General features: G+C 40.2%; 25 protein-coding genes and 1 pseudogene. 9 read left to right on the top strand and 17 right to left on the bottom strand.

What is annotated here, in order from left to right; genetic code table 11:
- Positions 1-46 precede the first annotated feature (46 nt).
- Both AC4CUY_RS06915 and AC4CUY_RS06910 read right to left on the bottom strand, forming a co-directional pair.
- Complete coding sequence (locus tag AC4CUY_RS06915) at positions 47-1048, bottom strand: AraC family transcriptional regulator (protein WP_419820619.1); 1002 nt, start codon at positions 1046-1048, stop codon at positions 47-49.
- 90 nt (positions 1049-1138) lie between these two features.
- Positions 1139-2482 (bottom strand): spinster family MFS transporter, encoded by a 1344-nt coding sequence (locus AC4CUY_RS06910; RefSeq protein ID WP_004721612.1) that lies wholly within the window; start codon positions 2480-2482, stop codon positions 1139-1141.
- 363 nt (positions 2483-2845) lie between these two features.
- On the opposite strand from AC4CUY_RS06910, the gene AC4CUY_RS06905 reads away from it, so the two are divergent.
- From AC4CUY_RS06905 to AC4CUY_RS06885, 5 genes are all read left to right on the top strand, one after another.
- Positions 2846-3238 carry a DUF4440 domain-containing protein gene (locus AC4CUY_RS06905; protein WP_419360167.1) on the top strand — a complete coding sequence of 131 codons (393 nt, stop codon included), beginning with the start codon at positions 2846-2848 and terminating at the stop codon, positions 3236-3238.
- 419 nt (positions 3239-3657) lie between these two features.
- Positions 3658-5073: an anthranilate 1,2-dioxygenase large subunit gene (antA, locus tag AC4CUY_RS06900; RefSeq protein ID WP_490773859.1), complete on the top strand. Its 1416-nt coding sequence runs from the start codon at positions 3658-3660 to the stop codon at positions 5071-5073.
- Positions 5074-5075: 2 nt separating this feature from the next.
- Complete coding sequence (gene antB / locus AC4CUY_RS06895; protein WP_490773858.1) at positions 5076-5567, top strand: anthranilate 1,2-dioxygenase small subunit; 492 nt, start codon at positions 5076-5078, stop codon at positions 5565-5567.
- Positions 5568-5578: 11 nt separating this feature from the next.
- A complete protein-coding gene (antC, locus tag AC4CUY_RS06890) occupies positions 5579-6610 on the top strand; it encodes an anthranilate 1,2-dioxygenase electron transfer component AntC (protein WP_490773857.1) in 1032 nt (343 codons plus the stop codon).
- A gap of 581 nt (positions 6611-7191) precedes the next feature.
- Complete coding sequence (locus tag AC4CUY_RS06885) at positions 7192-8250, top strand: AraC family transcriptional regulator (protein WP_490773856.1); 1059 nt, start codon at positions 7192-7194, stop codon at positions 8248-8250.
- 116 nt (positions 8251-8366) lie between these two features.
- Here AC4CUY_RS06885 and AC4CUY_RS06880 read toward each other — a convergent pair whose 3' ends face one another.
- The 5 genes from AC4CUY_RS06880 to AC4CUY_RS06860 are packed head-to-tail and all read right to left on the bottom strand — an operon-like array spanning position 8367 to position 13280.
- On the bottom strand, positions 8367-9314 hold the full coding sequence (locus tag AC4CUY_RS06880; RefSeq protein WP_490773855.1) for a SphA family protein: 948 nt from the start codon (positions 9312-9314) through the stop codon (positions 8367-8369).
- A gap of 50 nt (positions 9315-9364) precedes the next feature.
- Complete coding sequence (locus AC4CUY_RS06875; protein ID WP_419820622.1) at positions 9365-9901, bottom strand: flavin reductase family protein; 537 nt, start codon at positions 9899-9901, stop codon at positions 9365-9367.
- A gap of 28 nt (positions 9902-9929) precedes the next feature.
- Positions 9930-11168, bottom strand: a complete 1239-nt coding sequence (locus AC4CUY_RS06870; protein ID WP_490774658.1) for a styrene monooxygenase/indole monooxygenase family protein — start codon at positions 11166-11168, stop codon at positions 9930-9932.
- Between the two features lie 55 nt (positions 11169-11223).
- Positions 11224-12015, bottom strand: coding sequence for an SDR family oxidoreductase (locus AC4CUY_RS06865; RefSeq protein ID WP_490773854.1), 792 nt, complete (start codon positions 12013-12015; stop codon positions 11224-11226).
- 17 nt (positions 12016-12032) lie between these two features.
- Complete coding sequence (locus AC4CUY_RS06860) at positions 12033-13280, bottom strand: dienelactone hydrolase family protein (protein WP_490773853.1); 1248 nt, start codon at positions 13278-13280, stop codon at positions 12033-12035.
- A gap of 597 nt (positions 13281-13877) precedes the next feature.
- Between AC4CUY_RS06860 and AC4CUY_RS06855 the strand changes: the two genes are divergently transcribed.
- Positions 13878-14576, top strand: coding sequence for a DUF1826 domain-containing protein (locus tag AC4CUY_RS06855; protein ID WP_336954173.1), 699 nt, complete (start codon positions 13878-13880; stop codon positions 14574-14576).
- Positions 14577-14781: 205 nt separating this feature from the next.
- Here AC4CUY_RS06855 and AC4CUY_RS06850 read toward each other — a convergent pair whose 3' ends face one another.
- Positions 14782-15768: an AraC family transcriptional regulator gene (locus tag AC4CUY_RS06850; RefSeq protein ID WP_490773852.1), complete on the bottom strand. Its 987-nt coding sequence runs from the start codon at positions 15766-15768 to the stop codon at positions 14782-14784.
- A 366-nt stretch (positions 15769-16134) separates the two neighbouring features.
- Here AC4CUY_RS06850 and AC4CUY_RS06845 point away from each other — a divergent pair, with 366 nt between their 5' ends.
- Positions 16135-17052 (top strand): LysR family transcriptional regulator, encoded by a 918-nt coding sequence (locus AC4CUY_RS06845; protein WP_336954118.1) that lies wholly within the window; start codon positions 16135-16137, stop codon positions 17050-17052.
- 60 nt (positions 17053-17112) lie between these two features.
- Here the strand turns inward: AC4CUY_RS06845 and madM are convergent, their stop codons facing one another.
- The 9 genes from madM to mdcA are packed head-to-tail and all read right to left on the bottom strand — an operon-like array spanning position 17113 to position 24410.
- On the bottom strand, positions 17113-17877 hold the full coding sequence (gene madM / locus AC4CUY_RS06840; RefSeq protein ID WP_336954119.1) for a malonate transporter subunit MadM: 765 nt from the start codon (positions 17875-17877) through the stop codon (positions 17113-17115).
- Positions 17870-18286 carry a malonate transporter subunit MadL gene (gene madL, locus AC4CUY_RS06835; RefSeq protein WP_336954121.1) on the bottom strand — a complete coding sequence of 139 codons (417 nt, stop codon included), beginning with the start codon at positions 18284-18286 and terminating at the stop codon, positions 17870-17872. The genes madM and madL overlap by 8 nt, the downstream gene beginning before the upstream one ends.
- Before the next feature lie 55 nt (positions 18287-18341).
- Positions 18342-19274, bottom strand: a complete 933-nt coding sequence (gene mdcH, locus AC4CUY_RS06830) for a malonate decarboxylase subunit epsilon (protein ID WP_419360159.1) — start codon at positions 19272-19274, stop codon at positions 18342-18344.
- Between the two features lie 9 nt (positions 19275-19283).
- Complete coding sequence (locus tag AC4CUY_RS06825; protein ID WP_336954124.1) at positions 19284-19883, bottom strand: malonate decarboxylase holo-ACP synthase; 600 nt, start codon at positions 19881-19883, stop codon at positions 19284-19286.
- Positions 19883-20713 carry a biotin-independent malonate decarboxylase subunit gamma gene (mdcE, locus tag AC4CUY_RS06820; protein ID WP_490773851.1) on the bottom strand — a complete coding sequence of 277 codons (831 nt, stop codon included), beginning with the start codon at positions 20711-20713 and terminating at the stop codon, positions 19883-19885. The genes AC4CUY_RS06825 and mdcE overlap by 1 nt, the downstream gene beginning before the upstream one ends.
- Positions 20710-21561 (bottom strand): biotin-independent malonate decarboxylase subunit beta, encoded by an 852-nt coding sequence (locus tag AC4CUY_RS06815; RefSeq protein WP_336954127.1) that lies wholly within the window; start codon positions 21559-21561, stop codon positions 20710-20712. Before AC4CUY_RS06815 ends, mdcE begins: the two co-directional genes overlap by 4 nt.
- Positions 21554-21853 carry a malonate decarboxylase subunit delta gene (locus AC4CUY_RS06810; RefSeq protein WP_419328785.1) on the bottom strand — a complete coding sequence of 100 codons (300 nt, stop codon included), beginning with the start codon at positions 21851-21853 and terminating at the stop codon, positions 21554-21556. Before AC4CUY_RS06810 ends, AC4CUY_RS06815 begins: the two co-directional genes overlap by 8 nt.
- Positions 21853-22731: a triphosphoribosyl-dephospho-CoA synthase gene (locus tag AC4CUY_RS06805; protein ID WP_490773850.1), complete on the bottom strand. Its 879-nt coding sequence runs from the start codon at positions 22729-22731 to the stop codon at positions 21853-21855. Before AC4CUY_RS06805 ends, AC4CUY_RS06810 begins: the two co-directional genes overlap by 1 nt.
- Entirely contained in the window at positions 22731-24410 is a 1680-nt protein-coding gene (gene mdcA, locus AC4CUY_RS06800; protein WP_336954130.1) for a malonate decarboxylase subunit alpha, read from the bottom strand. The genes AC4CUY_RS06805 and mdcA overlap by 1 nt, the downstream gene beginning before the upstream one ends.
- A gap of 348 nt (positions 24411-24758) precedes the next feature.
- On the opposite strand from mdcA, the gene AC4CUY_RS06795 reads away from it, so the two are divergent.
- Positions 24759-25685: an IS5 family transposase gene (locus tag AC4CUY_RS06795; RefSeq protein WP_483770081.1), complete on the top strand. Its 927-nt coding sequence runs from the start codon at positions 24759-24761 to the stop codon at positions 25683-25685.
- Positions 25686-25785: 100 nt separating this feature from the next.
- A pseudogene (locus AC4CUY_RS06790) lies at positions 25786-25920 on the top strand (IS256 family transposase); the annotation flags it as partial.
- Positions 25921-26609 lie beyond the last annotated feature (689 nt).

Genomic DNA, 26609 nt, shown 5'->3' with positions numbered 1-26609 from the left:
GCGCAATAACCTGCTGGCTTATCCAAACACGCAACACGTGTTCGGGTTACGAAAGCATTGTACTCATTTGAACAGGACTCATTTTTAAAGTTTTAGAGGGCAAACACCCATAGCGTTTTTTATACAGCGTAGAAAAATGCCCTAAACTTTGGAAGCCATGACGCAGCACAATATCCGTCACTGTTTCATTGGTTTGTGCATGTTGTAAAGCCAAATGTACCCGTTCAAGTCGCTGATCACGGATATACTCGACTGGGGTTTGTTGTAAATACTGACTAAAGCCTTTTTGCAATGTGCGGATCGACACCTCACAACACTGGCTTAAATCCGCTAATGAAATCGGTTGTTCTAAATGATTCTGAATATATTTTTGTGCTTTTTTTAGATAGCCGGGCAAAATATGCTGTCTTTGCAAATTAAGCTGGTCACTATAGTTATTTGGAATCTTTAATAAAATCAGTTCAATTAAATACTGGGTAAAACTTGCTGAGATAAAGCTCCAATTTTGAATATGATAATAGGCATGGCACAAATAATTGAGGGTTTCAATAATCGAGTCTATGCCTTCCTCGGTACAGGACAGACTCATATCAAAGATAACCGGTTCATGACTGGTATGCCCCAACATTTTAAACAATTGGGTTTCTACATCATGTTGAGCAAGTTTTAAAATAATATTTCGGCAATGCTGATTGGTCTGGATTTGCTGTTGAGTATGTGGATGCGTAATTGACATAATCCCGACTGACTGTAGCACCTGTTGGTCTTCTATACCGACTTTACATTGGCCTTCCAGTGTCAATCGAAATAAATAAAAATCAGAAACCTCATCAATGGTGATTATCACAGGAGCACTGTATTTAAGATCGTACAAGGCACAATTTCCAAAGCGAAAACCATTTAAACGGGTATTTAGCGGTTCACGCACTTCCACCTCAAAACGATGAGGGCTTAAATAATAACTGACCTGATCTTTAATGGTTTGATAATCATCCGATTTAAACAATAGCAGTTCATCCAGATAATCCAATTTGAAAAACTGTTCCATTCTTTCACTTCCTGATTATGGATTGACCAAACAAGTCACGAAGCCCATTACAAAGAATGGGCGTTGTGACTGATTGAGAACACCATTGAATTAAGAGGCATGTTCCTGCTGCATACTGGCACTAAATGCCTTACAGCCCTTTTTCAATAAGATAAATGCCAACACACATGAAATCGTACCCACGATAGACAAAGACATCCCCACCATCAGTGGATTTTCAAAAATTTTATCTGTAATCAATGCCACCAACGTGGTACCAATTCCAACTGCAACCAAATTACTGATCAGCAAAAATACAGCTGAGATTTGTGCGCGCAACTGATTCGGTGCCAGCATTTGCATTGCTGTGGTTGAAATTGGCATTGGGAAAGAGGCAAAAAACATGGCAGGGACAAGAAATACCACAGAAAGCCACAGCTCATTGACTTGGGTAAAGACCATAATTGGTAAAATTAATCCCACAATTCCAATCACACCGGTAATCATTGGTGCGTCCTTACGTCCTTTTTGAATAAACCAGTCATTGAGCCAGCCTGCACAGAATACGCCAAGAATATTTGCCACCAATAACACCGTGCCTAGCATATAGCCTGCTTCTGTCGGTGTAAGGCCAAACTTACGCATGTAAAATGCTGGTGACCAACTAATCAAGCAATACAGCGCCATTGCATAGAAAGTAAAACCTAAATAATGGCAAGTAAAAGTACGACTATGTTTTTTGATAAACTTAAACGCATCTTTCATATTGGTCTTTTCAACTTGACCTTGTGCATTTAAACGCTGACCTTTGCGTTGCGGTTCTCTCACCGTAAGCAACACCAGTAAGCCAATAAACACCCCAGGTAAGCCTACGATAATAAATGCCGCCTGCCATGCTCTTAATGCACCAAATAAAGGAACCTGAATGGTGTCCATATTTTTAAGCAAGCCAATCACATAACCACCGACCAGAAAAGCAATCCCTCCACCGACAAATGAACCAATTGAATAGACTGCAACAGCACGGCCTAATTTGTCTTTACTGAACATATCACTAAACATTGAATACGCTGCTGGAGATAAAGCAGCTTCGCCCACTCCAACCCCCATACGGCTTAAAAACAGTTGAATAAAGTTTTTACTTAAGCCACAAAATGCAGTTGCAATGCTCCAAAACACTACCCCGACTGCAATAATTTTTGGTCGAGAAAATCGGTCTGCCAAATAGGCCAGTGGCAACCCCATAAAGGCGTAAAACAGTGAAAAGGCGAGACCATGCAATAGACTAAACTGGGTGTCTGACAATCCTAGATCAGCCTTAATTGGTTCAATCATCAATGCCAGTATTTGCCGATCTATAAATGAAAATATATAAGCCAACATGCAAAGTGAAACAACATACCATGCATATGTATTTGAATGAGAGCCCGTTGACTCTGGTGAATGAGTATCCATTTTTCTTCCTTGTCCATGCATTTTTATGATTGGTATCTTTAAGAAGATGTCGCGTATTTAAGGAAATATCCATTTCCTATCCACCTTCTTGATAAAAGCTTAACCCACTATAGTTATTTTTACATGGAATTTTCCATGTTATTTTAAGTATATAGTTATACCTTTTACTTCACAATGCTCAACTTGAACAAATTTATTTTATTTAAATTATTATATATCAATAAGATAATATATTTTACAAATTGGAAATTATTTTTTGGAAGGTTCTTGAAACATACGTTAAAAATTTAATTTTAAAATAATATTGAATTTTACATTTATTTTTACATAATATAGAAAATACACCTCTCATAGGAAATGGATATGCCGCTGTCAAAACAAGATGCAATTGAAAGTATACATAGCATGCACGTACTGATTGAACGTATTTTTAACGGGAAACATACAGAACAAGATCTTCCCCTACTTATTGAATATTTTTCCGATCATTTTGAGATGGTCGGTGCAGCTGGAAAGCGCTTGTCCTTAGCCGATGTCAAAGGTCTGTTTAGCAATAATCAGGGCAAGATGCCAGATCTACAGATCGAAATTTATGATGAACAAATTTTGATGCAAACTGAACAAAGCATTGTTCTCACCTATACTGAAAAACATACCAAGGAATCAGGAGTTCTAGTTCGACGTTCATGTGCGCTTATTGAAGAAATTCAAGGAAAAATGCAGTGGAGCTATTTACAGGAAACTTTTTTACCTTAAATAATTGTCAGTCATAATAACTTCATTTTTCAATGCAACGCTTTAAGTTCAATAAGATATCAATTTAGAATATAAATGATCGAGTTGCGACTTAAAGCTTAGACACTGCTTTTAGCAAATACTTTGTCTGTTTTCATCCCCATCATTAAAAATTTTACTTAAAAACAAAATTACGGTGAAGTCCAATTCAAAATAGTCGCAAACATAGACGAATTGTCAACAGATCCTATTTATTTCAAAAGTATGCATCTTGTTATGTATAAAACAGATTGAAAAATCCTGTCGCAATCTCCTCCACAAAAATGTATCCAAACATTTAATCTGCATAAAGTGGATAAACACATGGAAAATCTGGATAGAGCCCTTCTTTAAATCGCGGTTCAATCAAACAAAGGACTGATTGAATAGAGGAAGAGCCCATGAGTACACGTAACCTCGCCGAATGGCAAAATTTTGTACACAGCTGTATCGATTTTCGACCAAATGATGGTGTTTATCGAATAGCTCGCGATATGTTTACCGAACCAGAACTATTTGATCTCGAAATGGAACTCATTTTTGAAAAGGTCTGGATTTATGCTTGCCATGAAAGTGAAATTGCCAATAATAATGATTTCATTACAGTACAAATTGGCCGTCAGCCGATCATTATCAGCCGTGATGGTAAAGGCGAACTACATGCTATGGTCAATGCCTGTGAGCATCGTGGTGCAACCTTGACCCGTGTGGCCAAAGGCAATCAGTCTGTATTCACCTGCCCGTTTCATGCTTGGTGTTATAAGTCTGATGGGCGTTTGGTTAAGGTCAAAGCGCCAAACGAATATTGTGAAGATTTTGATAAATCCAGCCGTGGTTTAAAACAAGGCCGTATTGCCAGCTATCGTGGATTTGTTTTTGTCAGTCTGGATACTCAGGCCACAGATTCACTGGAAGACTTTTTAGGTGATACTAAGGTGTTCCTTGACTTGATGGTTGATCAATCACCAACCGGTGAGCTTGAAGTATTACAAGGTAAATCTGCTTATACTTTTGCAGGCAACTGGAAACTACAAAATGAAAATGGTCTGGATGGCTATCACGTTAGTACCGTGCATTATAACTATGTTTCCACCGTTCAACATCGCCAGCAAGTTAACGCAGCCAATGGCAGTGAACTTGACACACTTGATTATAGTAAATTAGGTGCGGGTGATGCCGAAACAGATGATGGCTGGTTTAGCTTTAAAAATGGACATAGTGTGCTGTTTAGTGATATGCCAAATCCAGCGGTACGTCCTGGTTATGATATGGTGATGCCTTATCTGCTGGAAAGGTTTGGGGAAAAACGCGCTAAATGGGCCATGCATCGTTTACGTAACCTCAACCTTTATCCAAGCCTGTTCTTTATGGATCAGATCAGTTCACAACTGCGTATTGTCCGTCCTGTGGCGTGGAATAAAACCGAAGTCATTAGCCAATGTATTGGTGTCAAAGGTGAATCAGCGGAGGCACGTCGAAACCGTATTCGTCAGTTTGAAGACTTTTTCAATGTATCAGGACTGGGTACGCCAGATGATCTAGTGGAATTCCGCGAACAACAAAAAGGCTTTCAGGGTCGTTTAGAACGCTGGAGTGATATCTCACGCGGTTATCACCAATGGAATTATGGCCCATCACAAAATTCACAAGATCTTGGTATTGAACCCGTGATCACAGGGCGTGAATTTACTCATGAAGGGCTATATGTCAACCAGCATGGTCACTGGCAACGCCTGCTCCTCAATGGGCTCAATAAAAAAGCACTTAAGATGCAAGAAGTCACTTTTTTAAATCAATCTGTTATGGATGAGGTGTAACCATGTCTCTAGAACTTCATTTTGCAGTGTCTCAATTCCTGTATAAAAAGGCAGAACTGTGTGATCGCTATGATTGGGATGCTTACCTCGAACTCTATGATGAAGACAGCGAATATCATATCCCACAATGGATTGATGACCATCACTACGTTCAAGATCCCAATCAAGGCTTGTCCTATATTTACTACCCCGATCGTTCAGGACTTGAAGATCGTGTGTTCCGTATCCGCACTGGAAAAGCAGCTTCTGCAATGCCTTTACCGCGCACTCAACATAATATTCACAATGTACAAGTAAAGACTCAAGAAGATGGTTTGGTTGAGGCAAAGGTAAGCTGGCGCACGCTTTATAATCGTCAGGGCCTTGAAGCATGCTTTTATGGTCATGCCACTTATTTGCTCCGTCCAACTGAAGATAGCTTCCGTATTCGTCGTCAACATAGCGTATTGCTTAATGACAAGATAGATTCGGTTCTCGATTTCTATCACGTCTAAGGAGAAATACAATGAGTCATTCTGTTGCACTCAACTTTGCCGATGGTAGAACATTTTTTATCGCGGTACAGGAAGACGAATTACTGTTGGATGCAGCGGTTCGTCAAGGAATCCACCTCCCGCTCGACTGCCGCGAAGGTGTTTGTGGAACCTGTCAGGGAAAATGTGAAACGGGTATTTATGAACAAGAATATGTCGATGAGGATGCATTAAGCGAACGTGATTTGGCTGAACGTAAAATGCTAGCTTGCCAAACACGGGTTAAGTCTAATGCCGCTTTTTATTTCGATCATAGTTCTGAAATCTGTAATGCGGGTGAAACTTTAAAAATTACCACGGTGGTTACTGCTGTTGAATTGGTTTCAGAAACCACCGCGATCTTGCATCTGGATGCCAGTAGTTTTGACAAAGAACTGAATTTCTTACCGGGTCAATACGCACGTTTACAAATTCCAGAGACTGACGATTGGCGTTCTTATTCATTTGCCAATCGTCCCAATGCCAACAATCAACTTCAGTTTTTAATTCGTCTGCTGCCAGATGGTGTAATGAGTAATTATCTCAGAGAACGTTGTCAGATCGGACAAAGTCTGATGATGGAAGCACCTTTAGGTAGTTTTTACCTACGTGAAGCTGAACGCCCTCTGATCTTTATTGCAGGTGGTACAGGCTTATCGGCTTTTTTAGGTATGCTCGATAGTATTGCCGATCAACCAAATCAACCCTCAGTGCAACTCTATTATGGCGTCAATGCAGAAGCCGATCTATGTGAACAAAAGCGTTTGATCGCCTATGCAGAAAAGATCAAAGACTTTAGTTATCATCCGATCATTTCAAGCGCCTCAGAACGATGGCAAGGAAAATCAGGCTATATCCATCAACATCTGGATAAACAACAACTTCAACAACAACGCTTCGACATGTACTTATGTGGCCCGCCACCGATGATCGAAGCCGTTAAATCTTGGCTAGATGAGCAATCTATCGAAGATTGTTCGATTTACAGTGAGAAATTCTTACAGAGCAATACTGTTAGAACTTAGTTTTAACAACAAAATGCGTGTCATATCTTAAGATATGACACCAACTCACAGCAGGGTTAAGCTCAAGATAATTCTAATCTTAATTGGGCAAAAAAACTTATTAAATAGCGAGATCATAGAATGATTTATTGATGGAATTTGGATATTTTTTCTACGTGGCCTGAATATTTCAGTTTGGTGATATCCTGATATTTTCAATAATATGAGGATTTTTAATATAATTATATTATTCAATGAGTTAATCCAATAAAAACAACCAAAAACAAATTGATCATTTTAGTCAGATTTGCTATACATAGAGATAGATCTTAAGGAATAGGATCATATAAAGAGTACAAAGCATGATCAATGCTATCCTTTATTTTTTTAAAAATACCATGACGTTTTTATTGATTTGATCACGCCAAACTAGACTAAAAATATGTTGTATCGAGGTATTTTACTTGGTCTATTTTTTGCTTAACTCTTTATATCACTGCCAGCCACTTAAAGTTTTAAGTATTGTTTAGTGCATTTTTAATCAGGTCATCATGTGACATAAAGATTAGCTGTAATAAACAAGCCAGCCAAAAGGAATATTTATGAGTCAGGTCGATCCTACTATGGAATTCAATGGACGTCATTTACAGCAATGCCCCATTTTTTCATCACAAAACTTAGTCTTTCACCATCAAGACTTGGGCGAAACCTGCAAAAGTGTTGGGCAAATCTTCAAACCACATCTATTAAAAATCGTACAACAGCAACATGATTTTCACTCATCCATGCACCATCTTAAAGCAGGACGATTATCCATCAGTCGTCTTGAATACAGTGCCGATGTCTATATTGAACCTGACCATTTAGAAAAATTTTATCTGATTCAAATCCCAACACAGGGATATGCAGAAATTGAAATGAATCAACAAAAATTTATTTCTTATCCGCAAGTTGCCTCTCTAATTTCACCCGAACAATCGCTAAAAATGCGCTGGCATGCCAACTCCCCACAGCTGATTCTCAAAATTGATAAAGATGACCTTTTACAGCACTGCCGCCAGCATCTTCCAGACGCACAGCAGCACCCTCCTATTTTTGAACCCAAGCTTGATCTTTCTACCCAAGGCGGTGCCTATTTTTTCCAATTGATGCGTACATTGATGGATGCACTTGCTTGTGAACAACATCCCTTACATCACCCAATGGCATTTAAGCAGTTTGAATCCAGTCTATTCAATGCCCTGATTTACGGCCAACCCAACAGCTTATTGCATCAAATCGATCAGTACAGAGAAAAAGCCATTTCACCTTATTTTGTCAAACGTACTGAAGCCTATATGCGTGAAAATCTACACGCAAATTTAACCATTGAACAATTGGCTGAACAGGCAGGCGTAAGCGTACGTACATTATTTGCAGGATTTAAAAGCTTTTTAAACACCACTCCAATGTCATACTTAAAAGAATTGCGTTTTGAACAAGCGCATATGGAACTCCTACAAAATGAGCATGTCTCAGTCACAGATGTCGCGTTTAAATGGGGCTTTAGTCATCTTGGGCGTTTTTCTCAGGAATATAAACGTCGTTATGGTGAATTACCCTCTTGTACACGCCGTAGCACCCTTGAACAGCAAGATCTCAGGTTTAGGCCATATTCTTAAGCAACCGATGAGATTTAGTTAAAGAGATTTTATTGAATATAAAAAGTTAAAAACCTATTTAGACGTATCTAAATAGGTCAAGTATATCTGTCAGGATATTGCCATAGCGTTTCACATCAGAAGTGATGAATATAACGTAATTGCAAACGAGTTCCTTCAGGACGATTTTTTGCATCCTGTTCAAAATAGGCATTTGTCACGATATGATCATGTTTAGAAAAGCTATACATCGCCCCCGGTCCAATCGCCCACACTTGTTCACGTGTGCCTGTTAATTTTTCACCCTCTACTTCCGTGTCAGTAATTTGCTTGAGCCAGTAACCATTGATCCCTAAGCGTAATTGTGGTGTAAGCGCATAGTCTGTTGCAAAATTGGCATGGATCGCTTGCCCTGCCTGAATATCATCTGCAAGACCGAAGCTATAATTTGGATCATCATTTTTAAAATTGTACAAATAGTGCAGACGTGTAGAAACCGTCCACTTTGGATTAAACCAATAAGTTGCTGCCCAGTATGGATCAAATGAGACAGCATTATTGCCCGGATTAATATTTTTATTCTGATCATATTTCCCTGTCGGTAAATTGACCTGAAATTCAAAACGTTGTACAAATTTAGGACCATCTTTGCCCATGACTGGGTCAAACTGGATAAATGGCCCAATCATCAGATCACCAAAACCCCCTTGGGCTTTAATCGCAGCATTATTTAAACCATCCTCCATATCCATTTTGCTGACAAATGGAATCAGCACATTCAATCCTAACGATGCGTGTTCACCTACACGCACATCGGACAGATAACTAACTTGTTCAACAATGACTTGATAATTTAAGTCGGTCTTGGGTAAAGCTAACCGATGAGCTTGATTGTCTTTTAACTTGTTCGAATCATAATTTTGCAGATAAGTTTGAGAATACCATCCCGGCCCAGCAGGCAGTCCACCATCCAGAAAACTGGTCATGCCCAGATTCACCGTCGGCAAGTCATATGCCTGTGCTGCAACCGCTGTTAAGACCACTGTTCCAGCAAGAAAACCTCTTTTGATCACATTATTTTTCATTTTCGATCCCCGAAAAAAATCACGATCAAAATTGATCGTGATTGTTGCTGTTAAATACTCAGTTCTGGATGCGCTGCAGCAATACGATACTTGCCCGCATGAAACACCAAAGGCTCACCAATACGATGTTGATAATATTCAATCTGACCAATAAAAATCAGATGATCCCCCCCTTCATATTGATTTACGTTTTTACATACCAATGTTGCCAATACATCTTCTAGTAACGGTAAACCGCGCTCACACTCACGATGTGCAATGTTGGCAAACTTATCCTCTGAACCACGGGAAAAATGCCCTGAAAGTGAGTGATGTTCTTGTGCCAGCATATGAATTGCAAAATATTCGGCCTCAGTAAAATCTAATAAACTTGGTGCAGTCTTTGACAAACTCCATAAAATCAGCGGAGGATCGAGTGATAGTGAAGAAAATGAGTTGGCTGTCATCCCAATCTTTCGTCCATCTCGTCCACGGGTTGTAATCACCGTAACCCCTGTAGCGAACTGCCCTAACAGGTTGCGAATTTCTCTTGGATTTTCCGTATCAATCGGTTTTAAATCCAGTTCATGCGATGTGTTGATATTCATAACATTCACCTTTGACTTTGCTTCCCTGTTAAGCCACTTTTTGACAGCTTTTCGATTCGATAAAACGCTGCGCCTGTTCTGGATCAAACCACCATGGGGCAAAATTGCGTGGATTATCAAAATTATTGGCAATACTCGAAGCAATGGCATGGTTCTGCTCAGCCGCCGCCAAAAGCTCAATCATGTGCGGTTGTGGTGGCAACAATAAACTGTTGGTCCAAGCCACGACTTTTTCGGCATATGCCCAATAACGTTCAAATGTCTGTTGCATCCATTCATCTGTAAATGTTTGATTGTCATGCGCTAAAATGGCATCGAAATAAATTTTGCTACACTTGGCGGCATTGTTTGAACCTTGCCCAGTGATTGGGTCGTTCACCACTAACGCATCGGCCATACCAAAAACTTTACGACCAGATGGCAGGGTTAATATCGGTTTACGCACTCCCGGTGGAAAACGTCCAGACAGATAGCCACCAGCGTCGGTTAATTCAATATTTTCACAACGTGCTGCTTCCCAAGGCACATATTTGTTTAAAATATCTTTACTCATTTGCAAATGCTGTTCTGGTGTTTTTGCATCTTGCCAGCAATCCATCGGCCCACCGGGAATGCCTTCAAACACCATAATTTCACAAGCACCTGTAACTGTAAGCGCAGGAAAACAGAAATATTCACCCACTTCTGGAATTACGTTAAAAGTCACACGTGAATACGGCGACATTTGCTTCATACCTGTCACATAGGTCAAGGCAAGCGCGCGTTGTGGCTTATCAAAACAACTACGCGCTTCATCACGCTCGAACTGTTTAACTACTTCCCCCTTACCTGCGGCCAGTAAGACCAGCTCATATTCAGCAGTGAGCTGTTCCAGTTCCTCTATCCCAACATCTTGAATAATCAACTGACCACCACGATGCTCAAACATTTCCATCCAGTACGGCATCTTGACGCGCTGATCTACCGATTGTGCATAACGCTCCAATCGCGCACTCCATGCAAAGGCAGGCTGTTTTGTTTCTGGGTTGACCAGTGTAAATCCAATCCCTTCCACCGCTGGACATTGCTCTTCCCAAAAATTAAGTCGAAAATCACGCTCTGTTTGCAAGGCTGTGTGAAACATACACTGACTTGACATGACTTTGCCCTGACGAATTTCATCACCAGTACGGTTGGTGACAATCGTCACCTCATAACCAGTGTCTAATAATCCTAAACCGAGCTGCAATCCAGATTGACCAGCTCCTACTATAGCGATACGACGCATCATGGTTCTCCCATATTTTTTAATTCATTGAGTGTTTTAAATGTTTGATTTGCTATCACGCGTCATCGGCTAAACGTGGAATAGCAGGTTGATTCCCTTCAGGCCCCATAACGGAGTAACCACCATCGACGGAATAATCTGCGCCTGTCACAAAACTTGCGGCTGGCGAGAGTAAAAACAGCACCACATTGGCCACTTCTTCGGGATGACCTAGACGTCCCAGCAAGTGGTAGTCAGCTGCTACGGCATCAGCTTTGCTTCGGTTATTGCCACTGACTTCAACAATCACCCGTGACCATGTCCAACCAGGTGATACCGAATTAACCCGAACCCCATCTGCTGCAAAATCCATCGCCATGGACTGGGTAAGTTGTCGCATCGCTGCTTTTGAAACGGGATAAAGCCAGCGCCCTGTTTGCGCAAATTTGGCGGAGATCGAGGTGAAATTGACAATCGCACCATGCTTGGTTTTTAAATCTTGATAAAACGCACGGGTCAGTTCGACTGCTGAAAGCAGATTAATATTCAATGCTTGTAGCCAGTCTTCACGTGAGGATTTAAAGCCATCATCCAGATAGGTACAGGCCAGATTGACCAAATAATCAACTTTGCCAAAGCTGTCGTGAATTGTTTTTACTGCGTTTACAATCGCCACATCACTGCTTAAATCAGTTTGAATAAATTGCGCCTGCCCATGCATGGCATCCGCCACTTGCTGCCCTTGTTGGTCAATATCCAGAATAATGACTTTTGCGCCTGCATCGACCAATGCTTGAACCACGGCCTGACCAATCAGGGTGGCGCCACCACTGACCACAGCGATTTTCTGATTCAATTGAATATCCATATTCCACTCCTAGATAGTTAAAACGATTTGCCTTCGCTGCTTGACCAAGATGGCATGAGGGTATTGGATGGCAAATCTTCATCCAGTAGTTTTTGAGCAGTTTCTACACCAGCAACAGGTAGCCCTTTAGGATTGAGTAATCCAATTTGAACCAGAACGGATGCCTGATCCCAGTAGATATGTTCATGGCATAGTTTTGGGCCACGGAACTGGATCACACCCAGCATAGGAATCTCAACATACTTTTCTGTTGGCGCGACACCCGGCAGTAACCAGTCAATTTCACTGTCATGGGTAAAACTCATAATGAATTCATCCACCACCTGTGTTGAACCAACAGTGCGTGAGATCGACGTGATCTTCATATCTTTAGGATTTTGATGAACGAAGTGATATTGATAGAAGCGGGCAAGTTGGCTATATCCCACACCACCTGTCAATGTTGGAATATGATTGACATAGGGTTGCGCCACCATGGTTGCCATAGTGGCAGGTACATCGCGTGTATCAAATTCATAACGGATATGCGCTTCCCAAAGTGCAACCAAATCATAAACTGGTCCGATACTTTGATGCAGTGCGGTAATACTGCGTTCATGAGCAAAACGTGCGGAGGGTTTGTGATAATGTTCGCTATTTGGTCGGGCAAAGGCATGATCTACACCCTCATAGACATAAGCCTGAACATTGCTATATTGGGTGGTAGCATCCAGAATCTTTTGGCGTGCCTCTGGCGGTGTAAACTTGTCTAATGCAGCAATATGTAAAACTACTCGCCCTTTGGCATTTTCAAGTTCATCGAGTGTCTTCTCGATTCCTACCCCGTAATAACCCACAGCACAGGCCACTTCAGGAATACGACAACCTGCCAGATACGCCAGTTTTCCACCCAGACAATATCCCACGACACCTAAGCCTGCACTGGCATCGCAACTCTCTAAAGTTTTGAGAAAATTCAAGCTATCTTGAATATCTTCGACACCTTGATCTTCATCATAGTGTTGATAAAGCTCGAAGGCTTTTTGAAAATCTTGCTCGGTATAACCCAGTTCAATGCGGGGTGCAGTACGCCAGAATAAATCTGGAACCAATACGGTATAGCCTTCCTCAGCCAAAAAATCAGCCTTGATACGCATTGCTGCATTCACACCAAAAATTTCCTGACACAGTACAATTCCAGGCCCTTTTCCGCCTTCTGCACTTGCCAAATACCCAGCAAATGACTTCCCTGTTTGTGTTTTTACTTCAATATATTGACCTGACATTTCATCCATTCCAGACCTAACCGTTAGCGTTATCATGTCTGTGAAAGGTATTTAACGTCTGTCCAAAATCTGCGAGGATTATCCAATCAGTGCGGAATACTATGAAAGATGCAAATTCATTGCATAAAATTTATTTTAGAAATCATTAGATCTTTTTCATAAATCAAAAAATGAGCATATTGAGCGAATCGTTTTGATATTGAAATTACCTTTGGGCTGAGACGAGGATGAGAGGGCTTTTATGTTGAATTATGGTTTTAATAAGGACTTATGATAGAAGCTGATTGTCACTTTTTATAAATATCTTGTCATCTACTATTCTGAACAACATTATCTTAAACAAGATTTTGCTCACCAGATCAGAAAGCCATAGTTAAATAAATAAATCTGCAATTTTGCAAAACTTCTCAATAGAACTCCTTATTAAAACCATCTCACTTAGCAATACATTGCAACAATACCCTGTTGTTCAGTAAGCTATGTCTAACGCTACATGTAATGCACGCTTCTGTGTGATTCGTCCCAACTTCTATAAAGCTGATTCTACCAAGCTGAGTGAATATATTAGACATGGTTTCTGATTTATTAAATTCTAATATGCAGCCTGCATTTTCTGACAACAATCAAGTTCGTGTAGTAACGACTTTTTCAGAACTTATAAATACGACATTTCAAGGCGAGATAAATGCTATTTGTTGGAACAGAGATTTGCTGGGTAATTTTAAAGAAATTGTGTCTAAACTTGAATTAAAAGAAAATATTACCGAAGTTTCTACTGAAGATCTTTTAGCATTACAACTTTCAGAAAAAGGCATTCTAGCAAGAGATATCATCTTAAGGGATATACAGCTTCTAACTGATTTCGGCGCATCGCCTTCACTGAATTTACTTAAACATTATGAACAGGACCAAGATCTGGATTTCATTTCTACAGATGTGTATTCGTTTCATGTTGATCGTTCGCCCATTGAAACAGATACTTTTTTATGTACCTATCATGGCACTGCCAGTGACATCATCTCCAATGATCAAGTAGAACAAAAGATTTTAATTCCAGAAATCAGGGAAAAGCTTAAAGCATTACATGACGGTCCTGAAGCAGAATTTGAAACCTTTCTGCAAGAGTATTTTTTTGATCTGCATTACCAGCCAAAACCCGACTCAGAACCTGTAAACTTAGGATCAGGACATCTTTGGCGCTTAGCAGTAGATCATCCAACACAACAGGTTTTACCTTGCGTTCATCGAGCGCCCATTGAAAAGGATGGCGAGTATAGGTTGTTGTTAATTTGTTAGATCAGCATCTGATCTATAGAGAAAAATTGCTTCTCGATATGACAAGTTTAAAAAGAATGATTAAAGCACCAGTTTGTAAAGAATGCTGATTAATTCCATTTTAAAATAATCAACGACTCGTACTTTAAGTAAGAGATTAAAGTAGTTTAATAGCGCTTTTAAATTTTGGATAAAATCAGTTTAAAAGCACGAATATATTAACAAATTATATTTTTACTCGATTCTTAGTTTCACTTGGATTCTCTCCAAATTCTTCACGATATTCATGCGAAAAACGGCCCAAGTGATTAAATCCCCAATCAAAAGCTAATTTTGAAATGGAGATATGTTTATCCATAGAGGTACTTAAAGTCTTATAAACTTGTTGTAAACGATATCTACGTAAAAAAGTCAAAGGACTTGTTCCATAATACTGTTGAAATTCAGCATATAATTTAGACTTTGATACGCCAGCTAATCTTAGCAGATCTTCTGCACGAATCTCTTCATGGGCATACTTCTGAATATAGTCGCACACCTTACGTAAGTATTCTGGCGCTTGTTGATCAGATAAGGATCTTAACAAGCTCGAATAATTATTTTCTTGCGAGAGTAATAAAGCTTTAATCAGGAAATTTTCATAATCCTCTGACCAAAGTTGTAAGCCCTGCATACTTTTGTATTGAGATCGAAGCAACAAAAAATGATCAATATTTTGCCACCACATCCCGATCCCCTGATCAATATTCAAACTCATTTCAGGATTAAAAACCACGGGCTCTTCAACAGACTGTCGTAGTAATTCGCCTAACACCTTCTGCATACTTTTCTCAGGAATAACCACTTGATATTTTTTACAATCTTTATCAATCGCTAAATCTTGTAAATCTGCATTAGATAAAATTAGCCCTTTATCAGTACTAGAAATATAATTGGTACCATTTATGGCTAAAGTCTGCTTACCTTGGATCGGTAAACTAATACTATATGCTCTTAAATTAGACGTGTTAATGAGTACATTTGCGCCATAACTGACCTTACCGATTGCCATACGCTTGTGGGGTAATCGAATCCCTTCATAATGAAAATCTAAGACATTTCGACCACATGTATCTAAATGGTGCTCCCCACATATTGAGGACATTAAACTGTGTGCAAATTCTGCCTGACGGGAATAGTGATTTAGATCCATCTCTTGGCTTAGTGATAACATATTCTTTTCACCTAGCTAACACTCAATATTTGTTTTAATTAGCAAATTATGCGCCAATCTCTTTTATTTAAAATATTGAGTAGTATCCATTTATAAACAATGTACAAAATCAATTTTGTATCATTCTTTATAACAAATTTAATTGAGAACTTATATACTATTTGGGTATGTAATTTTCACGTAAAAGTACCCTTTGAATAGACTCCAAAATTCTAGACATATACAACTAAAAGGTGTCTAAAAAATCAGTGGGTATTCAGTGTTGTGGTTCCATCAGCATATAAATTTTTGTATTTTTGTCATAACCAAACACATCATTGACAATCAATTTTATCTATAATATTCAATAAAAAATGGATTTGTGAAATGAAAATTGATGAAGAGTTAACCTTAAAAAAAATCCAGATATTTCTCGCTTTTATGCGTTGTGGTAGTTTATCTAAGACCGCTGCTGAAATGGACCTCAGTAATGTCAGTGTACACAAAGCCCTACATTCCTTAGAAAGTGCATTGCATTGCCCTCTGTTTAAAAATGAAGGGCGTCTACTTATTCCATTAAAAAGTGCCTATGTTTTACAAGAACACGCACAAAAAATTGTGCAAGATATTGTCATCACAGTAAATAAAACTCGTGAAGCAGCAGGCTTTGCTGCTAAAGTACTCAATCTAGGCTCGCTCTACTCGTTAACAGTCAATACTTTACCAAGTGTGATCAGTGGTTTAAAACTACGTCGCGGTGAACTGGATATTCAACTGTTATTAAGTTCTAATCGTGACTTGGTTAAAAAACTTAAGGCGACCGAACTGGATGCGATTATTGTTGCACTCAATGAGACGACGCAAGATCAAGTTTTTGAACATTTATCTATGTTTGAAGATGAAATTTTTTTAGCAGTCAATAAAAATTCAACTTATGCCCAATATCCAGAAATTGATTTAAGTCTTCTTAAAAATGAAACTTTTTTGACCTTAGCAAAAGGGTTTGCTACTCGCAGTGATAGTGATGTTATTTTTGAGAAAGCAGGAATTGACCCAAAAGTTTTCTTAGAAGTCAGTGATATATTCACCTTGATTAGTATGGTCAGCTCGGGGGTTGGGTTTGCTTTATTGCCAGGACGTATTTCTACCATTTATGAAAGTTCCGTCAAACTTATCCCACTACACACTTCTTATAAAATTAAGCAAGAGATTGGCTTGGTATTTTTAAAAAGTAAAGAACGTGATCCAAATTTACTGGCTCTGATCGCTGAATGCCGAATGTTTACCAAAAAGCTGCGACACTAAAAAATAAAGGCAGTTCACCTTGTCAGGAGAATTGCCTTTTTTAATTTTACACGGTGGATTTTAGCCGACCAGTAGTTTGACACATAAGTATAGAATTGTAGGTCCCATCAAACAACCTAATCCTGTATGAAAAGTTGCAGTTAATGCACCATATGGAACTAAACGGCGATCTGTTGCTGCCAAACCTGCGGATACACCACTCACAGTTCCTGCAAGGCCACCAAAAATCATAGCAGAACGAGGATTATCTAAGCCCATAAATTTGGCAGTCATTGGAGTAGACACCATCACACAAATTGCTTTAACCAAGCCTGTCGCAATAGATAAAGCCATCACTTCTGAACTTGCACCAATTGCAGCCCCCGTAACAGGACCAACAATATAAGTCACTGCACCTGCACCAATGGTAGTGATACTGACTGCATCACGATAACCAAATAACCATGCAAAAATACACCCTACGATAAATGGTAAAATCGTGCCTAAAAATAGTGCGAGGACACCAATAAAGCCTGCTTTCTTTGCTTCTGATGCTTGCACTTCAAATGCAGTCGCAACAATTGCAAAATCACGCAGCATTGCCCCCCCCATCAAACCAACACCTGCAAATAATGCAATATCGGTGATACCCTTTTGACCGCCTGTGACACTACCACCGACATAAGCCAGAATTAAACCAATCACAATTGCGATTGCAGATGCATGTACTCGCCCTTTGGTCAAATATTTAGAAAGCTTTGTAGAGAGCCACATAATCAATGCGACTAGAGCAAATGCAGTGACTAATCCAAGATGAGTTAAACCGCTTAAAATCGTTTCAGCCATGAGCTTTGCCTCCTAACTCTGCCAAATTAAACTCTTCTTCTTTTGGAAGAGGCTCACCTTTTTTATAATGACTCAGACCTGCAATTGTGAGGGTGCAAACGATAACAGTGGCGACGGCAGCAAAAATTGCCATATGCCCACTTGAAACTGCTGAAATCACATTTTGTTGTGCTGCCATTGCAACCACAATCGGGATATACATGGTTCCCCAAAATACCACCCCTTTTTCAGTTTCTATGGTCATTAGACCACGCTTATCCATCCATATACGAATAAAAATAAGTAAAATCATGGCAATACCAACACCACCAACATTAGATTTTACGCCAAATAATACGCCCAACATATCACCTACAACGACACCAACCAGTGTACAGAGTGCAAGCAAACCAACTCCATATATAATCATGATAAATTCCTTGTTTCCTTTGACATTTTTGTCCGTTCACTGCTTTAAATTTTGACTAAAACGTGTGAGCGCGTTCCTTTTGCATTTCAACGATTAACGTATCTAAACGTGTTCCTTGAAAAGACATGACGGTTCCATCTGTAAATATTTTTTTTGCCAAACCTGTCAGCACAGTTCCTGGCCATGCTTCGATTTGTAAGCGTACTCCTCTTTCCCATGCAGATTGAACGGTACTTTCCCAATCAATCATTCTGCTCATGTTAAATGTGATGTCATCGATAATTTGGTCCTGATGCACCAGTAGCCGTGCAGTCGTCCCACTTAAATAACGAATTTTTGGTGAACCTGTGCTGATTTTTTTAACCTCAGCATCAAGAGCTTCAGCTTGGTTCTTTAATAGCTCACAATGCGATGGGACTGCTACGCTCAGCTTTTTGCTCAACACACCCTTTTGGCGTGCGATGTCAGCGACATGTTGCATCGCAATGTCTACTCCTGAAATCACGATCTGGTTTACAGAGTTGATATTGGCAACAAATACATCTTGTTGATCTTGCTGCACCTCCTTTACCCACTCGCTTACACTGGCTTTATCCGCCCCAATCAATGCCATCATTCCATATCCTGTCGGATATGCGTCTTGCATTAGGGTTGCCCGGCGAGCAACCAGCTTTAGACCATCTTCAAAACTGAGTACTTCCGCAACTGTAGCTGCGGCCCATGCACCAATTGAGAGTCCAGCAACATAATCAGGTTTGAGTTGCTGTTCAGACAATAAATGTCCACTGACCACACCCGCGATATAAAGACAAAGTTGTACTGCATAAGTCGACTGTAAAGCTGCTTGCTGATCTAGAAGCAACACATCCTGACCCAAAATATCTGATGCACGCTCAAGATATTGATGCACCGACTTTATCTGAGGTAGGTCATGTAACATGTTAGGCTTTTGCGCACCTTGCCCCGGAAACACCCAAATCGAACTCATTGACTTGCCTTATCCTTGCCAAGGGTTATTGACTAAAACAGCACCTTGGTTGCGTTTGAGTAGGACCTTCCCTGTTGCTCTCACCCAATCTTTTAATGCCACACCACCCAAAGGCGTTTGTAACTGAACATCCAAGGGCAAACCCGTCAGTTGCAATTGTTGCCATATTTTCAAAGCTCGCGCTTTAGTCAAATCTTTAGGCGTACGAATCAGTACATCGAGATCGCTCTGTGCAGTCACAGTTTTACGCCCCGTGGCTAACTCGAACCCCATACTGCCCGTGTAGCCCCATGGCAACAAAAGCACGTTCATCTGCATTTGTAAGTGCAGAATTTGCATTGCCCAATGCGGAAATTGCGAAACTCCCAACTTACAAAGTTGTTCAGGCTTTATGCATTTTTCAATTTGCTGCTCAGGCATCATCAAAGCATAACGTTGGGATTTTTGCCGCCCCCGAACCCCAACAGGAATCATCCCTGATACACAAACTGCACGACGAACTACTACAGGATCGCCACTTTGAATCACATGACTCACCCAATCTGGCACATCCAAAGGAAGATATTGCTCTGTCAGCCCCCAGAGGAGATCATGTGCCTGTGGCTGCATTAGATCGACCACAGTGCACGCATTAACTCACGTACACGCTTTGACATTTGTCTATTTTCACCATTCAAACGTTGCTCTAGCCCAGTCGAGTTTTGCTGTTGAATGTCAGTGATTGCTTGTGTGATCACCTGTTTTACATGGGTCAGATCATTTGCTGTAGGCTGATCCGCATTTTCAACATCAAGACATGCTGTCAACAATCCTAGCGTGGCATAGCTTTGAATGTCATACGCCATTGGTGGAATACTGGCTGCCAATTTTTCTAACTCTTCTACAGTCCGAAGTGTGACACGAGCTGCCGACTCTTTACCCATGGCATGAACCATGACACCATCATCATGGAGTGCAAAAATACGATTGGCTTGATAACCATGAGCTAAAAATGCCCCTGACATGGATTTGCCCACTAACAAGCTGATCACAGGATGTCGTGCTAGCCGAGCACGCGCATAACTATCTACTGCACCGGCAAGGGCTTGATGTATGCCGAATAACTCTTCACGTCGTCCATAGGCCTGACTTGGTACATCAACAATTGCAACAATCGCGCGTTTCTGAGTGGTATGCTGATCTACTTGTATCACCTCATCTACCGCTTTTGCCAAAGTCCAACCTTCCAATAAACCGACTTCGCCTGCACGTGCGCGAGGGAATTGGTTCTCCGTATTTGCAACTACTACAATCAAACGAGTAGGCTGATCACCCAATAGACCATCAGCCACCCAAACAGATTTGCTATATTGTGTTTGTTGCTGAAAACCTTCACTCAGTGCAATAAACCAGTGTTCACCTCGAAGAGAGGCTTTCACTGAACGAACATCCATATTCATACCTGTTCTCCTCGATATGTATCCAGTACATTTTGTGGGGTTGCTTGTTGTTCCGTTGCAAGCTGCTGAAGTTTTGGCAAATAGAACGCATAGTTCGAACTACGATGAAGTTGCGGAATGCCTTGTTCCAAATAGTCGATAATGTGTTGCTTAATCTGCTCACGATCATCTTCGAGGAAAGCATCAGCTAAACCTGTTTCTACTCGCTGTTCGCCACCAGTAATACTCCAAATAAATGGGCGATCTTTTGAATCGTACTCGTTCACACCAGCTTCTTGCTCAATGACTTGTGGACCATTCAATCCCAAGCGACCTTCTTGAGTCATGATCAAATAACTACACAATGCAGCGGCAATTGACATTCCGCCAAAGCATCCAACACTCCCAGCTATGATGGCAACAACAGGTTGATACTGTCTTAACGCAACAATAGCGGCTTGAATTTCGGCGATTGCAGCAAGCCCAAGATTGGCTTCTTGCAAACGAACACCACCTGTTTCCAATAACAAAATAGCTGCAGTTGGAATACCCTTTTGATTGTCTTCAACAGCAAGTTCAAGCGCACTCGCAATTTTTGCTCCACCGACTTCACCTAAGCTTCCCCCCTGAAAACCACCTTCAATTGCCACAACAACCACAGGACGATTTTCTAAATAGCCTTTCGCAACCACTACACCATCATCTGCTTGCGGTACAATATTTTGTTGGATCAGCCACGGTGACATCACTCTTGAAAAGGGATCAAGTAACTCTCGAAAGGTTCCCTGATCAAGTAAAGCTTTAGCACGTTCTCGTGCACCTAGTTCGATAAAGCTTTGCTTGTTCAGTAAGATTTCTAAATTAGCCACAGTTCACCTCCTCAAAAGCTTGCTCTAAACGTAAACGTACAACCCCTGGTGTTGCGCCAAAATCATGGATCTCAATATGTACTGCTGGCGGAGTTTGCTCTGTAAACATACGTTCAAATACATTTTTCCAGCGTTGTTCACTGCCATCGACTGAAGTTGTCACTGCGATTGAAAGTTTTCCTGCCAGATTAGGTTCCATTAAAATTTCAAGGTCTCCTGAACCCACACAGCCCACCAATACCTGCTTATCTGGTGCTGAGCCAGCAACAAATTCAAATTTGAGTATTTCCATTACGTTCCTTCCTCATTAAGATTATGCTCAACCCAATCCAAAAATAAGGTTGCTGCAAGTAAATCTGCTGCTCCACCTGGCGAAGCACGAAGTCGCATTAAATCCATTTCTAAAAAATTCAGCGCAGATTGCCCTGCAACAGTTGCATATCCGCCACAACGAAGTACATAACGTGCACCTTTTTGCATACGGTTTAGCCCAATTCGCCCTGCACGGTACAGTACACAGGTATCGTCCAAAATGCTCATCAAAGCCAATAAGGCATCAACTCGAGCAGCAAGCTCGTTACCAGAAATCTTTCGACTGCAGTGAAGTTGAGGTAATGCATGCTCGACAATCGCAGGAAAACCCTCTTGTGCTTGAGCTTTAGCTCCTTTTATACCGAGTTTTTGCTGTACCTGTTGCCCATGGCTTGACTGTTGTAGAGGAATCAACCTATCTTCTAATTTTGCAATTTTTCCAGCAACCTGACATAAATCATAAGCATAAAGAGAATACTGATTATGTATTGCTAGCGCTGTCGCCGTGACCAAAAGCCCCAAAGCCCAAATTGCACCACGATGCGTATTTACACCGTGTGTGGTTTCGAGCATTGCTACTTCACCAGCGCGTCCTATTGCACCAATCACTTCTCGTAAAGTCTGCAAACAGTCAGCATGTAGAAATGCAGCTTGTGCCATTTGTAAAAACATAGGTCTTAAGCTATACGCAGATTGCTCCATCAACACTAGGCTTAAGTCATCATGTGCTCCGCTACCACGTCGATCAACCAACGCAGGCTTCGGCGTTAAATTAACTTCGGCAATCAATGCATTTACAGCTAAATCTGCCAACAATGCACATTGTTGTTGTGAGTATGATTGAACATAGGCATTCATTACCAACTCCTGAATTTTGCAGGCGGTTGATATAAACCATCTGACCAAGTGACTAAATCAGCAATATTTTTAGCGGCCAATAACTCACGTGTGGCATCAGTACGACGAATACCTAAATCTTCTGGAAATGCAACCAGTCCTTCTCGTCTTAAGCGTTCCGTAGTTTTTGGATTATGATTGAGGCCAATATCAGTCACTCCTGCAACGGCGGCAATCATGTCTTGACGTTCTTGTAAACTGCTGGCTTTGTATAGGTACGCAATACCATCTTCAGTCAACAAATGGGTAACGTCATCTCCATAAATCATAATTGGAGCGAGTGGCATTCCTGCTTTTTTCGCAACATCCACAGCATCAAGCGTATTTACAAAAGTAGGTTTGCCACCTTCTTGAAAGGTTTCCACCATTTGTACCACCAACTTTTTACCACGTGCCAAAAAGGTATCAGTCTCATTTACCTGAGTAGGACGCATATCCATCCATGCGGGTGTGGCATGTCGACGACCCCGCGGATCATGTCCCATATTCGGTGCACCACCAAAACCAGCTAAGCGTCCTTTGGTAACTGTAGAAGAATGTCCAGAACCATCAACTTGTAAAGTTGCACCAATAAATAAATCTACTGCATATTGTCCCGCAAGCTGGCACATCATCCTGTTGGACCTTAATGAGCCATCACGACCTGTAAAAAATATATCTGGACGAGCAGCAACATATTTTTCCATCCCTAACTCAGTACCAAAGCAATGCACACTTTCCACCCAACCTGTTTCGATAGCAGGAATGAGTGTAGGATGCGGATTGAGTGTCCAATTTCGACAGATTTTGCCTTTTAGTCCCAATGACTCACCATAAGTTGGTAGAATCAATTCAATCGCAGCCGTGTTAAACCCGATACCATGATTGAGTGATTGCACATTGTGGCGTTCGTAAATTCCCCGAATCGCCATCATTGCCATTAATATATGCACAGGCTTAATATGTTTGGGATCACGTGTAAACAAGGGTTCAATATAAAATGGCTTATCCGCAACCACGACAAAGTCAACCCACGATGCTGGAATATCTACCCGTGGTAAATCCTGTACGTCATCAACCAATTCATTGACTTGAACAATAACAATGCCATCACTAAATGCAGCAGGTTCGATTAAAGCAGGTGAATCCTCAGTACTTGGGCCTGTATAAATATTGCCATGGCGATCAGCCATAAAGCCTGCTGACAATACAACATTGGGAATTAAATCAACCAATAACCGCGAATAGAGTTCGATATAAGTATGAATGGCGCCGACTTCTAATAAACCATCTTCGATTAACTGGCTGATGCGTAAACTCTGTGTCCCAGCAAATGAAAAATCCAGTTTTCGGGCAATCCTTTTTTCAAATAAATCTAGATGCTCTGGACGCCCAACACTGGGCATGATCATATGTAAGTCATACAAAACCGAAGCATTGGTTTGTGCCAGTGAACGTGATAAAAAATCAGCTTGTTTTTGATTGTTCCCTTCAAGAACGACACGATCGCCTGGCGTAATCAAAGTTTCCAAGACCTTGATAATGTCCTGTGTAGGTATAACCACCCCATCGGTATATTTACGTGCCATATCAACTTTGAGTTGTTTTGCGTGTCGACGTGTATTCCAGACACGTTCTTTGTTTTGAACTGATCCTTCCATGTGACTTATCCTGATGTTGTATTTTGCTTTGAATCTATAAAAGCTTTTTCTTAGATTTTGATCAATCAACCTCAATAAGAGTTCATTAACTTTAAGTTAATATAAAAACATCAAAAATAGACTCAATACTCATGACTTAATTTCGAAGTTTGAAACAGCCCATTTATTTTATTTTTTATAAAAGTATTTTAATTCAACCTATTTATTCAGAATAAAGTGCTTATTTAAGTATTTATTTTTCAAGGATTTTTTTAATAATTTTAGCCACATAATTTTTTATTTTTAATTTCAAGGGGCTTTGTTGCACAAACCTATCTCTAAAGGCTGATTCCACACTATAATTTTCAAATGAATAAGCCTCGCCCTAAAGTTTACCGTACTCTTAATTGGTCTTCATACAACCGAGCTCTCATTAATCGTGGAAATATTGCCATTTGGTTTGATCCAAATACTCAGTGGTATGAACAACCGCATGGCAAACAAGGTCGAAATCAAACCTATTCAGATACAGCAATCCAATGTTGTTTAATGATTAAATCATTATTCCGTCTGTCTTTACGTATGGTCACTGGCTTTGTTCAAAGTCTCATTCAACTTTTTGGCTTGGATTGGGCAGCACCAGATTACTCCACCCTTTGTAGAAGACAAAAGCATATTGATATTTCGATTTGCTATCAAAGAAGTAGTGGTGGACTCCATCTATTCATTGACTCTACAGGTTTGAAATTTTTAGGTGAAGGTGAGTGGAAACGTAAGAAACATCAGCCTGAATATCGTCGACAATGGCGTAAATTACATATTGGTATCGATGCTGAAACCCTGCAAATACGTGCAGTTCAGCTCACTACAAACAACGTCAGTGATTCCCAGGTACTCGGTGATTTACTTAATCAGATTCCACCAGCTGAACCAATTGATTCCGTTTATACTGATGGAGCTTATGATACGAAACAATGTCGAGAAGTGATTTCCGATCGGCAAGCTCATGCAGTAATCCCATCCAGAAAAAATGCTAAACCTTGGAAAGATACAAAAATTAGCTCGTTAGAACGCAATGAACTGCTTCGAACAGTTAAACATTTGGGTAGGACTATATGGAAAAACTGGTCTGGCTATCATCGCCGAAGTTTGGTTGAAACCAAGATGCATTGCGTCAAATTATTAGGGGACAAACTGACTGCAAGACATTTTCAAAGTCAGGTCAATGAGATTCACTTTATGTTGATAGCAGTTTTAATAATCTCAGCAATGGTTCTAATTTTGGTATTCAATTAGAGTCATCTTGGTAAATATTAGAACTGAAACTATTCTAAATTTTGTGTAAGTGCTTAATTTTCATTTATCCTTCAGAGGATAATTACATAAGGTACTTCACATGGCTGAAACAACAATCAAAGGTATGGCTGCTGAATTGGCTAAAGGTCTAAAAACTCCAAAAGACTTAAACCAAATAACAGCAGCTTTTAAAAAATTCATGATTGAAACTGCAGTCAATACAGAACTTTCAGATCTTGGACTGCTCACTGCATCCTTCCATTCAGTTGAACAAATCTCACCTCTACTTGCACCAGTCTAAAGAGCTATATGTCATATACTTTTATGATGTTTAGAAAACCCAAATATAGGTAACCAAGCAAGCACCTGTTTAAGTTCGAAATCAGATAATACTCTTGTGCGTTTACTAGAGGTAAGTTTTATTCCCGTTTGCTTTAAACTAGATTTGGCTAGCAAAGCTGGATTAGCAAAACTCTCAGAAAAACAACCTAAACCGATTGCATAATCATAGGCAATGATTAACTCTGATAACCGACACCCTGCTTGTACCTGAGCTCCACGATCAATAGTTTTTTAATAAAATCGACAATGTCCTTTCTCATTACACGGTCAGCTTGTTTATGACCTAAAACCGTAACTACATCAGCATATAAAGTACGTCTTGTTTCAATTTGTTCTTTGAGTTTTCGTGCCCCAACAAATGATAGGATAGTTATCCAGTGTAATTTTTTTCAATGAATTATCTATTGGGCTCCTATCGCGGTAGACGAAACTTTTCAATCTAGTCTTTCCGCAAATCACTATCAAATCATAATATTCACCAATATCACTCTTTACGGCATTCTCCTCTTCATTTTATCAATAGTACGAGCAGATAATGCCACTTTCTTTTTGTTGCTAATTTCCGCACTCATCTTCTGATTC

The sequence above is a fragment of the Acinetobacter sp. 778_lipA genome (assembly GCF_058242985.1).
Note: the sequence above shows the minus strand (reverse complement) of the source record. Positions and strands in the feature narration are given on the sequence as shown.